General features: G+C 73.2%; 8 protein-coding genes. 4 read left to right on the top strand and 4 right to left on the bottom strand.

The window, feature by feature from the left end:
* Positions 1-154 precede the first annotated feature (154 nt).
* Entirely contained in the window at positions 155-1,729 is a 1,575-nt protein-coding gene (locus ACZ5OX_RS26190) for an APC family permease (protein WP_449789730.1), read from the bottom strand.
* A gap of 323 nt (positions 1,730-2,052) precedes the next feature.
* Here ACZ5OX_RS26190 and ACZ5OX_RS26185 point away from each other — a divergent pair, with 323 nt between their 5' ends.
* Positions 2,053-3,189, top strand: coding sequence for an ABC transporter substrate-binding protein (locus ACZ5OX_RS26185; protein WP_465633426.1), 1,137 nt, complete (start codon positions 2,053-2,055; stop codon positions 3,187-3,189).
* Between the two features lie 214 nt (positions 3,190-3,403).
* On the top strand, positions 3,404-4,744 hold the full coding sequence (locus ACZ5OX_RS26180; protein ID WP_465633424.1) for a serine/threonine-protein kinase: 1,341 nt from the start codon (positions 3,404-3,406) through the stop codon (positions 4,742-4,744).
* A 120-nt stretch (positions 4,745-4,864) separates the two neighbouring features.
* On the opposite strand, the gene ACZ5OX_RS26175 is transcribed toward ACZ5OX_RS26180, so the two are convergent.
* A complete protein-coding gene (locus ACZ5OX_RS26175; protein WP_465633422.1) occupies positions 4,865-5,407 on the bottom strand; it encodes an NUDIX hydrolase in 543 nt (180 codons plus the stop codon).
* Between the two features lie 124 nt (positions 5,408-5,531).
* Here ACZ5OX_RS26175 and ACZ5OX_RS26170 point away from each other — a divergent pair, with 124 nt between their 5' ends.
* Complete coding sequence (locus ACZ5OX_RS26170; protein WP_465633420.1) at positions 5,532-6,539, top strand: ATP-grasp domain-containing protein; 1,008 nt, start codon at positions 5,532-5,534, stop codon at positions 6,537-6,539.
* Between the two features lie 114 nt (positions 6,540-6,653).
* On the opposite strand, the gene ACZ5OX_RS26165 is transcribed toward ACZ5OX_RS26170, so the two are convergent.
* Positions 6,654-10,712 carry an ABC transporter ATP-binding protein gene (locus ACZ5OX_RS26165; RefSeq protein ID WP_465633418.1) on the bottom strand — a complete coding sequence of 1,353 codons (4,059 nt, stop codon included), beginning with the start codon at positions 10,710-10,712 and terminating at the stop codon, positions 6,654-6,656.
* Positions 10,713-11,183: 471 nt separating this feature from the next.
* A complete protein-coding gene (locus ACZ5OX_RS26160) occupies positions 11,184-11,897 on the bottom strand; it encodes an SACE_7040 family transcriptional regulator (protein WP_465633416.1) in 714 nt (237 codons plus the stop codon).
* Between the two features lie 130 nt (positions 11,898-12,027).
* Between ACZ5OX_RS26160 and ACZ5OX_RS26155 the strand changes: the two genes are divergently transcribed.
* Positions 12,028-13,740, top strand: coding sequence for a carboxyl transferase domain-containing protein (locus ACZ5OX_RS26155; RefSeq protein WP_465633414.1), 1,713 nt, complete (start codon positions 12,028-12,030; stop codon positions 13,738-13,740).
* Positions 13,741-13,815 lie beyond the last annotated feature (75 nt).

Raw genomic sequence — 13,815 nt, 5'->3', positions numbered from 1 at the left:
TGCGGGGGGCCTTTTCTGGGGGGAGCGAGGGGCGAGAAAAACGCAGCGGGGCCGTCCATCCCGGACGGCCTTGCTCGGGAGGGTGGGGGGGCCGTCCGAGGACGGCCACCAGCACAGGCCCGTGAAACGCTTCATGCGCTCAACAGTACTGGTGTCAGTCCTCCACGACCAGTGCCTGGGTGTCCTTGGTCAGCGTCTCGCCGCGGAAGAACTCCGGCCGGATGAAGCCGTACCAGGTCATCAGGCCGGCGCCGAGCAGCAGGATGCCGACGCCGATCACGAAGACCGAGCCGATGCCGAAGACCGAACCGCTGCCGTAGTCCGGGTCCCAGGCATCGGTGAGGGTCTGCAGGAAGACCGCGGTGAGCAGCACTCCGCCGAGGAGCGGGGCGGCGCCCTTGAGCAGCAGGTCGCGGACGCCGGTGCGCAGCGAGCGGCGGAAGTACCAGACGCAGGCGAAGGCGGTCAGCGCGTAGTAGAAGCAGATCATCAGACCGAGCGCCAGGATGGTGTCCTGGACGACGTTCTCGCTGATCAGGCTCATGCCCACGTAGAAGACCGCGGTGGCGATGCCCGCCGCGACGGTGGCGTAGCCCGGGGTGCGGAAGCGCGGGTGGACGGCGCCGAAGCGCGGTGGCACGGCGCGGTAGGCGCTCATCGCGAGCAGGGTGCGGGCCACCGGGATGAAGGTGGTCTGCAGGCTGGCGGCGGCGCTGGCGACGACTGCCAGGAAGAGCAGGATGCTCCACGGCGAGCCGAGCACAGGACGGGCCAGCGCGGCGAACACGTTGTCGGCGGTGGCCGGGTTGCCGAGGCCGTTGCCGGTGCTGCCGACGCCCGCGAACATCTGGGAGGCGATCGCGACCAGCAGGTACGAGCCGACCAGGGTGACCATGGAGATCATCGCGGCGCGGCCCGGGGTCTTGGCGCTGCCCTGGGTCTCCTCGTTCATGGTCAGGCAGGTGTCCCAGCCCCAGTACATGAAGATCGACAGCGACAGTCCGGCGGTGAACGCGCTGAACGAGCTGACCTCGAGCGGGTTGAGCCAGGAGAAGGAGAAGCCGATCGAGTCGGGCAGGTCGCCGGAGGCGGCCTTGCCGATGGCGATGGCGGAGAAGAGCAGCAGCACGGCCAGCTGGAGGCCGACCAGGCTGTACTGGAACCACTTGGTGGCGGTCATCCCCCGGTAGCTCATCGCGGTGGCGCCGGCGATCAGCAGGACCACGGTGAGCAGGTGGACGGCCTTGTTCTGGTCGAGCTCGGTGACCCAGCTGCTGCCGGTCATCTCCCCGAGCATCAGGTACAGGAAGTCGGTCGCGACCCCGGCCAGGTTGGAGAGCACGATGATGGTCGCCACCGTCAGACCCCAGCCGGCCATCCAGCCGACCCGGGGGCCGAAGGCCCGCACGCCCCAGGTGAAGGACGTTCCGCAGTCCGGGAAGTCCTTGTTCAGCTCCTTGTACGCGAACGCGACGAGCAGCATCGGCAGGAAGCCCGCGAGGAACACCGCGGGCATCTGGACGCCGACCGCGGTGACGGTCGGTCCGAGCGTGGCGGTCAGGCAGTAGACCGGGGCGACCGTCGAGACGCCCAGCACCACGCTGCTCAGCAGGCCGACGGAACCACCCCGTAGACCCTTGTCCCCCGCTCCCCCAGCCGTCCCCTGACCCGCGGGGACTCCACCACTGATGCCACTGACCGGGGCACCCTGCGGAGCGCCGGGCGCCATTGCCCGGCCGCTGCTCGTGTGCTCTGAGAGCTGCTGATCAAACACCAGCGCACCCTAGATGCGGGCGTGGAAGGTTGAGTAGACCAACCCTTGGTGATCTAAACCACTCACTTCGATTCGTTCCCGCACGGGCCGTTGGAGCTGATGTATTTACGGCTTGCTAACCCATGTACCTTTGTTTCAAAGGAGTTGACCCAAGGAATTTTCTTCCTTTTGCCAAGGTTCGGCATGGTTTGCCCCCCTGGTACGAGCGGCCCGCGACCCCGTCACCCCGAGTCGGATAGGTTTGCCTAACCTAATTTCGATCGTGAATGGAGCGCCGCGTGTCCCCCACCCCCGACGACCTGGCCCTCGTCGCCCGCACCGCCCCCCGCACCGCCGGCCGCCGCAGGTTCCTCACCGCGACATTCGCCGGCGGAGCGGTCCTCGGCCTCGGTGGGCTGCTCACCGCCTGCGGCAGCTCGGGCGGATCCGGTGGATCGGGCGGGTCGGGAGGCAGCGGCGGCTCGACCCCGGCCGGCGGCGGCTCCTCCCCGAACCAGAAGTCGGTCAAGCAGGGCGGTGACGACTACGCCACCGTGATCGAGAAGATGAAGGGCTTCGGCACCGACGCCGCCCCCGGCGTCTACCCGCGCACCCTCAGGCACGCGATGGGCGAGACCGTCATCCCGGCCAGGCCCACCCGGGTCGTGGTGCTGGACACCGGCGAGCTCGACAACGTCGTCGCCCTCGGCATCCAGCCGGTCGGCGTCGTCCACACCGACGGGTCGAAGTCCCTGCCGTCCTACCTCAGGGACAAGGCCGGCAGCCCCGCTGCCGTCGGCACCATCAACAGCCTCAACCTGGAGGCCATCGCCGCGCTCAAGCCGGACCTGATCCTCGGCAGCCAGCTGCGCGCCCAGGACCAGTACGCGCAGCTGTCCAAGATCGCGCCGACCGTCTTCTCGCTGCGCCCCGGCTACCCCTGGAAGCAGAACTTCCTGCTCAACGCGAGCGCGTTCGGCCTGGAGACCGAGGCCAAGGCCCAGCTCGACGCGTACCAGGCGGCCGCCGCCGCGATCGGCGCGAAGCTCGGCGACAAGCGACCCACCATCACCCCGCTGCGCTTCATGCCGGGCCGGACCCGGCTCTACGCCGAGCTCTCGTTCATCGGCACCATCCTCACCGACGTGCCGCTGCCGCAGCCCGAGATCGAGCGGGTCCAGGAGCTCGCGGTGGAGGTCAGCCCGGAACAGATCGACAAGGCCGACGCCGACTGGATCTTCTACGGCGTGTACGGCAGCCCCAGCTCGACCAATCAGGACGCGGTGCTGGGCGGTGCGCTCTGGAAGACGCTCGGTGCGGTCAAGTCCGGTCAGGCCCGGCCGGTTTCGGACGAGACCTGGTTCCTCGGGCTCGGAGTCATGGCGGCCAACGCGGTGCTCGCCGACCTCAAGGGCTTTGTCGCGCCCGGAAGTTGATCACACCCGGTGGGGCGGGGTCGGGGGCGGCGAACAGCACGGGACGCCACGCCGGTCGCGTGGCAACAGTGTTCGCCCTGCGCTGTCTTGGACGATCCCTGGGCGGCCCCGCGACCATCCCACGGTGGTATGGCGCACACCATCGGGTTCGACGCTTGGAGCTGATCGCGCCGTGCGGGAGGATCGTCGGAACCGTTCCCCGAAGGGCCAGCCGATGACCTCGCTCCGCACCACCGCAACCGACCCGTCCCTGCCCGGCCCGCCCGGGGACAGCGCCGGGTCCTCGCCTCCACCCGCCGAGACCGGCCGGCCCGCCATGGCCGTTCCGATGTGCTCGATCGCGACCGCCGCCGAGCCCGGTGCGGCCGCGGCCGGCGTCCCGGCGGGTGCGGTGGGTGCGGTGGGTACGCCGCGCCAGGGCGGCACGGCTCGGCAGGACACGGTGCGCCACGACACGGTGCCGCGGCCGCGCAGCCGGAACGACGTCGAGGCGCCGCCCGTCCCGCGCGCGGTCGGCCCGGAGGACCACGACGGTCCGACCGGCGGCGACCCGACCACGGCACGGCTGCGGGCGGCGTTCGCCGACCGGCTGCGGGCCGCGCACGCCCGGGGCCGTTCCGCCGCCGAGCTGGCGGACGCGTGCCGCCGACCGGTCGCCGAGATCTGGGCCCTGCTCGGTGCGGACGTCGGCGCGGACGCCGACCCGCAGGGCGACCCGCAGGGCAACGCCGGCACTCAGGCCGGGAACGCTCAGGCCGGGCGCGGCCCGGCCGGGCGCGACGCCTCCGCGGGCATCGCTGCCACGGCACCCGACACCCTCGACGGGCCGGACCGGGGCGGGCCCGAGGGCGGGTTCGTCCGGTATCTGCCCGCCGCCGCACCGTCGGAGGTCGGCCGCTCCGGAGCGGCGCCGCGCCCGGTGCGCGAAGAGCCGCGGATCCTGGGCTACCGACGGCCCTCTCCCTCACGGCGACTGCGCCGGATGCATCCGCAGGCCGCCCAGAACGGGCAGGGGGCGACCGCACGGGAGACGGCCGCGTCCGGCCCGACCGGGGCGGGCCTGCCGGACGCCGCCGGCCAAGCGGGCGAACGTGCCGGTGCGCGGGAACTCGCGGCGCAGGGGCCGTCGTTCGGGGCCGACCAGGACGCCCTCGGCTTCGCTGCAGTCGATGCCGTCACCGCCGCCGGCCCTGCCGCCGGGACCTCGTGGAGCGACCCTCCGCTCGGCATCCTGATCGGCGGCAGCCCCGGACCGGCCGAGGCCCTCGGCCGACCGGAGGAGCGCGCGCCGGTGCGGGTGGCGGCACGGCCGATCCGGGTCGGCCGCGGCACCTGTCTGGTGGTGCTGCCCTCCTGGCGGCCCGCCATCGCCGTCTCGGTGCCGACCGAGCAGTTGCTGTCCGCGACCGGGCTCGGCTCCGAGCAACTGGTCGGCGCCCGGCTGACGGTGCTGATGAACCCCGCCGCGCTGCACGACCGGGAGCTGGAACTGCACGGGTGGGAGCCCGCTCCGGCCGGCCCGGCCGGGCGGACCCGACGCGGCAGGCGCGCGTAGCCGCTCCGCCGGGAGCCGTTCGACGCCGCGGCCGGCGGACCGGTGGGCCCAGCGGTTCAGCGGGCCGGCGGGCCGGCGGTTCAGCGGGCTGGCGGTTCAGCAGGCCGGCGGTTCAGCGGTCTAGCGGGCCTGACGGGTGGCCGGAGCGTTCGGGACGTACCCGAGGTCGACGGGCACCGGCGGCCGCCCGTCCACGACCCAGCCCGTACGGACAGCGTCCAGCAGTTCCGGCAGCGCGGGCGGCCAGAGCGCGTCGGCGTTCTCGTCGGCGAGGTCCGCCGGGGTCCACCAGCGCCAGTCCAGGATCCGGTCGACGGCGTGCACCTCGCTGACGTCGCCGACCGGGCCGCGGTGCGGTCCGCCGGTGAGGTAGATGTGCTCGTGCTGGCGGACCGGGGTGCCGTGCCAGGTGAAGTCGTGCTCCCAGGTGCAGAGCAGCGGGCCGGGTTCGAGATCGCTCCAGCCCGTCTCCTCCCACAGCTCGCGCCGGGCGCCCTCCCACGGCGTCTCGCCCGGCTCCAGTCCGCCGCCCGGCATGGTCCAGTGCACGCCGACCTCGTCGTTGTCCGAACGGAGCAGGAAGACCGAGCCGTTCCCGTCCAGGACCACGGTGCGGGCGGCCTGCCTCGGCCTGCGTCTGCGGGATCGCAGCAGATTTCGCATCGGGTCACTCTCGCAGCGGCCGACCGGGGCGTCGAGGGGATTCGACACTCCGGTCGGAGTGCTCGGGCCGGCCGGTCCGTCGTGGCGGGCGCGGGATCAGCCCGCCGGCCGTACCCTGACGGCCATGCCCGAACCCGCGATCATCTTCCCCGCCGATCCGCTCAACCCGCGCCGACCCGACCCGCACTTCGCCTGGGAGGCCAGGATGCTGCGGGAGTTGGGCGGCGAGCACCACCTGGTCGACCACGACAGGCTGCTCGCCGGACGGGCCGACGAGGCCGTCCGGCGGGTGCCGCGGGACAGCGGACCGCTCTGGTACCGGGGTTGGATGCTGCCCTCCGCCCGGTACGCCGACTTCGCCGCCGCGCTCACCGCCCGCGGCGGCAACCTGCTGACCAGCGCGCCCGGGTACGCGGCCGCCCACGAACTGCCCGGCTGGTACGACGTGTTCGAGGGTGCGACGCCGGCCAGTGCGTGGATCCCGTCCGACGGGGCGGTGCCGCCCGGGCCGGCGGAGCTGGCGGAGGCCGCGGCCCGGCTCGGCGGGCACGGACCGGCGATCGTCAAGGACTACGTGAAGTCGCGCAAGCACGAGTGGCTCGAGGCCTGCTACGTACCGGAACTGGCCGACCTGACGGCGGTCGGCCGGGTGGTGGAGCGGTTCGTCGAGCTGCAGGGCGAGTTCCTGGCGGGCGGCGTGGTGCTGCGACGGTACGAGGAGTTCGAGGGCGCGGGCGTACCGGCGGAGGGACCGGCCGGTACGAGTGACGCGGCCGCGAGGCGCGGGGTGGCCGGTGGGGCCGACACCGTCGGCCCCACCGGGCCGGAGCACGCGGACCGCGGCGCGCCGGAAAGCGGCGGGCGCGCCGTGGAGGCCCGGGTGTGGTGGCTGGACGGCCGGCCCGTCCTGGTCGGGCCGCACCCGGACGCCCCGCGCCGGGCCGTCGAGCCCGATCTCACCGACGTCCCGGCGCTGGTCCGCAGACTCGGCTGCCGCTTCGTCACCACCGACCTCGCCAGCCGGGCGGACGGCTCCGGCTGGCGCGTGGTCGAGGTCGGGGACGGGCAGGTGAGCGAACTGCCGCGCGGGATCGATGCCTCGGGGCTGCTGGCCTCGCTGATCGCCGCCTGACGGACCTCGCGTGAAGGCCCGTCAGACGACGTGCGGGTAGGGCGCGGCCCCGGTGCGGGGCGGCCCTGGGTGCGGAACGGCCCCGGGCCGCAGCGGTCCCGGGGCGCAGCGGCCCTAGATGGCGGCGACGGTCTCGACCGCCGGGTGGCCGTCGGCGATGAACGCCTGCCAGAGCCGGGAGTAGGTTCCGCCCCGGGCGAGCAGTTCGGTGTGCGTGCCGTCCTCGACCACCCGGCCGTGGTCCAGCACGACCACCCGGTCCGCGCGCTCGGCGGTGGTCAGACGGTGGGCGATGACCAGGGTGGTCCGGCCGCCACTGAGCCGGTCGGCGGCCTGGTTGACCGCCGCCTCGGTGGCCAGGTCGAGCGCCGCGGTGGCCTCGTCGAGCAGCAGGATGTCCGGGTCGACCAGCTCGGCCCTGGCCAGCGCGATCAGCTGGCGCTGGCCCGCCGAGAGGTTCCGCCCGCGACCGGCCACCTCGTGGTCGTAGCCGCCCGAGAGTCGGACGATCATGTCGTGGGCGCCGACCGCCCGGGCCGCCGCCTCCACCTCGGCCGCCGAGGCGTCCGGCCGACCGTAGGCGATCGCCTCGCGGACCGTGCCCGCGAACAGGTACGCCTCCTGCGGCACCACGCCCAGGCGGTGCCGGTACTGCGCCAGGTCGTAGCGGGTGAGGTCGACCCCGTCCACCCGGACGGTGCCCTCCGTCGCGTCGTAGAACCGGGCGACCAGCTTCACCAGCGTCGACTTGCCGGCGCCGGTCTCGCCGACCAGCGCCACCGTCTGCCCGGCCGGGATGTGCAGGTCCACTCCGCTCAGCACGGTCGGGGCGCCGTCCGCGCCGCCGTTGTAGGCGAAACCGACGCCCTCGAAGGAGATCTCACCGCGCAGGCCCTCGGCCACCTGGACCGGGTCGGCCGCCTCGGCGGTGGTGGTCGGGGTGCGCAGCAGCTCGCGGATCCGGCCGAGGCCCACCGAGGCCTGCTGGTACCCGTCGAACACCTGGGACAGCTGGTTGACCGGCGCGAAGAACAGGTCGATGTAGAGCAGGTACGCGACCAGCGCACCGACCGTCAGGGTCCCCGCGTCGACCCGGGCCGCGCCGACGATCAGCACCAGCGCGGCGGCCACGCTGGAGAGGAACTGGACGAACGGGAAGTACAGCGAGATGTAGAGCTGGGCCCGGACCCGGGCCTCGCGGTAGGCGATGCCGCGGGCCACGAAGCGGTCGGTGTTGGTGTCCAGACGGCGGAAGGCCTGGACGATCCGCATCCCGGCCACGTTCTCCTGGAGGTCGGCGTTGACCGTGCTGATCAGGTCGCGGGAGCGCTCGTACTGGTCCTTGGACTTCTTGCGGAACACCAGGGTGGCGATCACCAGCAGCGGCAGGACGGCGAAGACCACCAGGGCCAGGCCGGCATCGATGATCAGCAGGGCGGCGAAGATCCCGGCGAAGGTCAGCAGGCTGACCACGGCGGTGACCATGCCGGTCTGGAGGAAGGAGGTCAGCGAGTCCAGGTCGGTGGTCATCCGGGTCATGATCCGGCCGGTCAGCTCGCGCTCGTAGTAGTCCAGGCCCAGCCGGTTGAGGTGGGCGAAGATCTTGAGCCGGAGCGTGTAGAGGACGCGCTCACCGGTGCGGCCGCTGACCCGGTTCTCGGCACCCTGCACCACCCAGTCCAGGAGGACCACGACGAGCGCGGCGAGCGCGGCCACCGCGACGCCGGACATCAGGCCCTTGCGGACGCCCTCGTCGATGCCGTGCCGGATCAGCACCGGCAGCACCAGTCCGGCCGCCGCGTCCAGGGCGACCAGCAGCAGGGCGATGAGCAGCGGGACACGGAAGGGACGCAGCAGGCGGCGCAGGGTGAAGTCGGGATCCCCGGCCTCGGCCTCGGCGCGGGGGACGGCCGGGGTGTCAGAGGCGGGCGGCAGGGCGGCGACCTTCTCCAGCAGGTCGGGGTCGGCGGTGCGGGCGGCCTTGGCCAGGGCCGGGGTGGGGAGCACTGGGGTGTCGCCGGTGGTGGCGCCGCCGGTGGCCGGCTGCCCCGGGACTTCGTCGGGTGCCTGATCGAGGGTGGACTCGGGGGTGGACTCAGGAGTGGAGTCGGGCGTGGACCGCCGGGTGTCGCGACCGGCCTCGGGGTCGGTGATCAGGGCCCGGTACTGGGGACATCGGGCCTCGAGCTCCTCATGCGTTCCGAGGTCCAGCAGCCGGCCGCGTTCCAGCACGGCGATCCGGTCCGCGAGCTGGAGGCTCGAACGGCGGTGGGCGATCAGCAGCGTGGTGCGGCCGGTCATCACCGAGCGCAGCGCGTCGTGGATCTCCGCCTCGATCTGCGGGTCCACTGCGGAAGTGGCGTCGTCCAGCAGCAGGATCCGGGGGTCGGTGAGGATCGCCCGGGCCAGTGCGATGCGCTGGCGCTGGCCGCCGGAGAGGGTCAGCCCCTGCTCGCCGACCCTGGTGTCGTAGCCGTCCGGCAGCGCGCGGACGAACTCGTCGGCCTGGGCGGCGCGGGCGGCGGCGACCACCTGCTCGTCCGTGGCGTCCGGGCGGCCGTAGGCGATGTTGGTGCGGACCGACTCGGAGAAGAGAAAGCTCTCCTCGGGGACGATGCCGACCGTCGCGCGGACCGAGTCCAGGGTGAGGTCGCGCAGGTCGTGGCCGTACAGGCGAACGGTGCCGGCGGCCGGGTCGTAGAAACGGGGCACCAGCTGGGCCACCGTCGACTTGCCGGAACCGGAGGCGCCGACCAGCGCGAGGGTCTCGCCGGGGGCCAGCTTCAGGCTGAGGCCGTGCAGGACGGGGGAGGGGTGCTCGGGGTCGTAGCGGAACTCGACCTGGTCGAACTCCAGGGCGACGTCGGGGGTCCGCGCACCGACGGTGGAGGTGCCGGAGGTGGTTCCGGCGGCCGTTCCGGAGGTGGTTCCGGCAGCGGCGCCGTGCGGGATCTCGCCGTGCGCGAGGTCCAGGGTGCGGGCGTCCGGGCGCTCCTGGACCAGCGGGCGCTCGTCGATCAGCTGCAGGACGCGCTCGACGCCGGCCCGGGCCTGCTGGCCGACGGTGATGACCATGGTCAGCATCCGCACCGGACCGGTCATCTGGGCGACGTAGGTGGAGAAGGCGACGAAGGTGCCGAGCGTGACGCTCCCGTCCACGGCCAGCCAGCCGCCGAAGGCCAGGACGCCGACCTGGGCGAGCGCCGGGATCGCCTGCATCGCCGGGTTGTAGCGGGCGTTCAACCGGATCGAACGGAGCCGGGCCGCGAAGAGGTTGCGGGAGGCCGCCTCCAGCTTGTCGAGCTCCTGTGCCTCCTGGCCGAAGCCCTTGACCACGCGGACGCCGCCGATCGCACCGTCCACCACGCCGGCGACGGCGGCCGCCTCCTGCTGGGCGGCCCAGGTGGAGGGGAAGAGGCGCTTGCGGCTGAGCACCGAGACCCACCACAGCGCCGGGCCCATGACCAGGGCGATCAGGGTGAGCGGCGGGGACAGCCAGAGCATCACGGCCAGCGACATGACGAACATCAGCAGATAGCCGGTCATCATCGGCAACATCGAGAGCAGGCCGTTGACCAGTTGGAGGTCCGAGGTCGCGCGCCCGACCACCTGGCCGGTGTCCAACCGGTCCTGGCGGTGGCCGTCGAGCCGGCCGAGCGAGCGGAACAGGTCACTGCGCAGGTCGTGCTGGACGTCGACCGCGAGCTGGCCGCCGTAGTAGCGGCGGACCTGGGTGCAGCCGAAGACCACGAGGGCGGCGAGCAGCAGCACCACCGCCCACGGGGCCAGCGATCTGGTGTGGGCGACTATGACGTCGTCGATGATCAGCTTGGTGACCAGCGGCACCAGCGCGGTGACGGCCATGCCGAGGAGCGAGGCGCCGAAGGCGAGCAGCAGGCTGCGGCGGGAGCGCCAGCTGTAGCCGACCAGACGGCGCAGCCAGCCGGCCGGCTCGGCGCCCTCGGCGGGCCCGGTGCTCCCGGCGGGCTCGGTCTTTTCGGTGCGCTCGGTCTTTTCGGTGCGCTCGGTCTTTTCGGTGCGCTCGGGGTTCTCAGTGGGCCCGGTGTTCCCGGCGCCGGCCTGCGGGCCGTCGACGGGGACCGCCTGGGTCGAGCCGGGGGCTGGGGGGCCGCTCGGGGATTGCTCCGCCGTGGATCCGTGAGTCTCAGGCATATTTAGAGATGCTAACCATTTCGTCGGGTGGCCGCCATGACGTTTCCGGCCCGGGTGGGTTCGGGGCGGGCCGGGGCAGCCCGGATCGTCCGGTCCGGCGGACTGGCCAACAGCCCGCGGCCTGCGGTGATTCCCGATCGAACACCCGCCCGGCCCGCTCTCTCCCGGCCGCCTCCAGCATCGCCGACGGCCTGCGCGACGCCCAGCGGCCAGGGGTGGGTGGACGCCGTCCTTTGGGACTAGGCCTCGGGACGGGCAGCCGTCGAGGCCTTCACCGGCGAAACCTTTACTCCCCGACCATTCTCCGCCAAACCCTTCACCGCCCGGCCGTCCCCCACCTGGCCGCCCCCCGAAGGGCGCGGAGGCCTTGGCGCGACCGGGCGAGGCGCAGCCGGACAGGGGACGCCCCGGGCGAGGAGCAGCCGGGCAGGGGGGGCGACCCGGGCGGGGGCGTTCCCTGGGGCGCGGGGCTCAGGCTCCCGCGGGCCCCGCGGCGGCCGTGGTCGCCGTGGTCGCCGTGGCTGTCGCGGCGGCGGCCGACCTGTCGGCGGTGGCGGCGGCCGACTCCGCCGCCGCCGCGAACGCGCCGTGGGCGAGGGTGTGGAGCAGGGCCGCCATGCCGTCGCGCTGGAGGGCGGTGCGCTCGCCGTGGTCGGGGCTCGAGCCGAGGCTGTGCGGGGTCGAGTTGATCAGGCCGAAGACGGCGTGCACGGCGGCCCGCGCCACCGGCTCGGCGGCAGGGTCGGCCAGCGGCGGGTAGGCCTGCCGGACCACCTCCACCCACAGCTCGACGTAGCCGCGCTGGAGCCGGCGGACGGTGCGCCGGTCCTCCTCCTTGAGGTTCAGCAGCTCGCGGTCGTGGAGGGTGATCAGGTCGCGGTCGTCCAGGGCGAAGTCGACGTGGCCGCCGATCAGCGCGTCCAGCGTGGCAGCCGGGCCTTCGCCGCCGCCGGCCCGCCTGCGCCCCTCGTCCAGCAGGCGCTCACTGATGCCGATCAGCAGGTCCGCGAGCATCGCGTCCTTGCCGGCGAAGTGGCGGTAGAGCCCGGGGCCGCTGATTCCGACCGCCTTGCCGATCTCGTCCACGCCCACGCCGAGGAAGCCCCGCGCGGCGAACAGCCTCGCGGCCTCCCGGCGGATCTGGTCACGGCGGCTGAGCGCGGAGGCGGCGGGGACGTTCGGCATACCGCCCATCGTAGACAGTCGGGTTATCGGCCGTTAACCTGGCTGCGTAAGTTAACGTTAATTAACGTGGATCACGGGCGGACCGCACCCGGCTGCCCACCTGGTGCCGAGGGCAAGGGAGCTCTTGGGAATGGTCATCTCAACCGCCGGCACAACCGCCGGCGTCCGGCTCAGCGCAGCGACCGGCACGGCGGCGGCACCCGGTGCCGCGCCGTCCGCAGCCGCCGCACCGGCGCCCCGGCTCGGCAGCTCCGCCGACCCGGGTTCCGAGGCCTACCGCGCCAACACCGAGGCGCACCGGGCCCTGGTCGCCGAGCTGCGCGCGAAGCTCGACGCGGCCGCCCTGGGCGGCGGTGCCAAGGCCCGCGCCCGGCACACCGCCCGCGGCAAGCTGCTGCCCCGCGACCGGGTGGACACCCTGCTCGACCCGGCCTCCCCCTTCCTGGAGCTGGCCCCGCTGGCCGCCGACGGGATGTACGACGGTGCGGCGCCCGCGGCCGGCGTGATCGCCGGCATCGGCCGGGTGGCCGGGCGCGAGGTGGTGGTGGTCGCCAACGACGCCACCGTCAAGGGCGGCACCTACTACCCGATGACGGTGAAGAAGCACCTGCGCGCCCAGGAGGTCGCGCTGGAGAACCGGCTGCCCTGCGTCTACCTGGTGGACTCCGGCGGCGCCTTCCTCCCGATGCAGGACGAGGTCTTCCCGGACCGCGACCACTTCGGCCGGATCTTCTACAACCAGGCCAGGCTCTCCGCCGCGGGCATCCCGCAGATCGCCGCCGTGCTCGGCTCGTGCACGGCCGGCGGCGCGTACGTCCCGGCGATGAGCGACCAGGCCGTGATCGTCCGCAACCAGGGCACGATCTTCCTGGGCGGCCCGCCGCTGGTGAAGGCCGCCACCGGCGAGGTGGTCACCGCCGAGGAACTGGGCGGTGGCGAGCTGCACTCCCGCACCTCGGGCGTGACGGACCACCTGGCCGAGGACGACGCCCATGCCCTCTCCATCGTCCGCACGATCGTCGCCGGGCTCGGCCCGCGCGAGGCCAAACCGTGGCCGCTGGCCCCGGTCGAGCCGCCGGCCGTCGACCCGGCGGGCCTGTACGGGGCCGTGCCGGTCGACCCGCGCACGCCCTACGACGTGCGCGAGGTGATCGCCCGCCTGGTGGACGGCAGCCGGTTCGCCGAGTTCAAGGCCGAGTACGGCTCGACCCTGGTCACCGGCTTCGCCCGGATCCACGGCCACCCGGTCGGCATCGTCGCCAACAACGGCGTGCTGTTCTCCGAGTCGGCCCTCAAGGGCGCCCACTTCATCGAGTTGTGCGACCAGCGCGGCATCCCCCTCCTCTTCCTCCAGAACATCACCGGGTTCATGGTCGGCCGGCAGTACGAGGCGGGTGGCATCGCCAAGCACGGCGCCAAGATGGTCAACGCCGTCGCCTGCACCCGTGTCCCGAAGCTGACCGTGGTGATCGGCGGCTCGTACGGAGCCGGCAACTACTCGATGTGCGGCCGGGCCTACTCGCCTCGCTTCCTGTGGATGTGGCCGGGCGCCAAGATCTCCGTGATGGGCGGCGAGCAGGCGGCCTCCGTCCTCGCCACCGTCCGCCGCGACCAGCTGGAGGCGCACGGCGAGCAGTGGCCGACCGAGGCGGAGGAGGAGTTCAAGCGCCCCGTCCGCGAGCAGTACGAGCGCCAGGGCAACGCCTACTACGCCACCGCCCGGCTCTGGGACGACGGTGTGATCGACCCGATGGACACCCGCACCGTCGTCGGACTCGCGCTCACCGCCTGTGCCAACGCCCCGCTGGCGCCGCCCGCTCCCTACGGCGTCTTCCGCATGTGATCCGTCCTCGTGTCACCCCTGCGTCCGTGACCCCTCCCTTCCGGGTGTGACTCCCCGCGGCGCCGGCCCACCCGG

It is taken from the genome of Kitasatospora sp. NPDC032121, assembly GCF_055580145.1.
Note: the sequence above shows the minus strand (reverse complement) of the source record. Positions and strands in the feature narration are given on the sequence as shown.